This is a genomic window from Pseudomonas sp. P7758, assembly GCF_013386485.1.
Classification (GTDB): Bacteria; Pseudomonadota; Gammaproteobacteria; order Pseudomonadales; family Pseudomonadaceae; genus Aquipseudomonas.
In genome coordinates, this window is the sequence record NZ_JACARS010000285.1 from 1 (window position 1) to 908 (window position 908).

Sequence of the window (908 nt, forward strand, 5' to 3'; positions counted from 1 at the left end):
GAAAGAACTATAGGCAGTCAGCGGGGGTGGATTAATCCCTCATCTTGCAGAGCAGTTGTGCGAAATGGGGAAGGCATAAGCCTCTCTTGGTGTACTGATAGTTTGATTCAATCAACTATCAAAGTGCCACTTTATAAATAAGTTAAATATATATACATCAGCGCCCATAAAAAATCCGCCGCAGAGACTGCGGCGGCAAACCAAAGGATGTTGTCGAAGCAGAGCGGCTAAGACAGGGTTAAAACTACAGCAGCGTGCGCATATGCACAGTGAATTTTAATTAATCGAGTTTAATCGGCAGTGCACCTGCGCACGCAACTATTGGCAATTAAACTATCCACGAAACAACAGGCTAGTTAAACAAACACGGTTGATCGTGGACTTTCGTTTTACCTTGCTGCTTCGCCGAAAAGGCCCGGGTTTGCCCCGGGCCTTTTTTTCGGGGACCATATCGGCCTTCTTTCTGATGTCACCCAAGGGAATCCCATGGCCAACCACGACCTCGCCTTCACCCCCGATCTCGACCCGGACTCCATCTCTTCCGACGTTATCGGCTTCAACGGCATCCTCGTCTCCACGCAAATCCCTACCCGCGCCGACGGCAGCCTGGAGCTTGGCGACATCACCCTGCAAAGCGAATGCACCCTGCAAGCCCTCAAGGTGGCCCTGGAACGTGCCGGCAGTTCGATTGACCGGGTCATGCACCTGACCATCTACCTGACCGACATGGCCGACCGCGCCGCTTTCAATGAAGTCTACAAGCGCTACTTCGCCAAGCCCTGGCCGGTGCGTGCGGCGGTTGGTGTTGCCGCCCTGGCCGTCGAAGGCATGCGGGTTGAAGTCACTGCGATGGCCGCCAAGGGCTGATCAGGAGCGTCGTTCAATATTCGACGCCGCCGGTAGCCAGC

The 908-nt window shown here is 54.2% G+C and carries 1 protein-coding gene; it reads left to right on the forward strand.

All coding sequences use genetic code 11. The features are described 5' to 3' along the window. Window positions 1-486: 486 nt before the first annotated feature. Window positions 487-867, forward strand: a complete 381-nt coding sequence (locus tag HX873_RS31520; RefSeq protein WP_003217799.1) for a RidA family protein — start codon at window positions 487-489, stop codon at window positions 865-867. The last annotated feature ends 41 nt before the right edge of the window (window positions 868-908 follow it).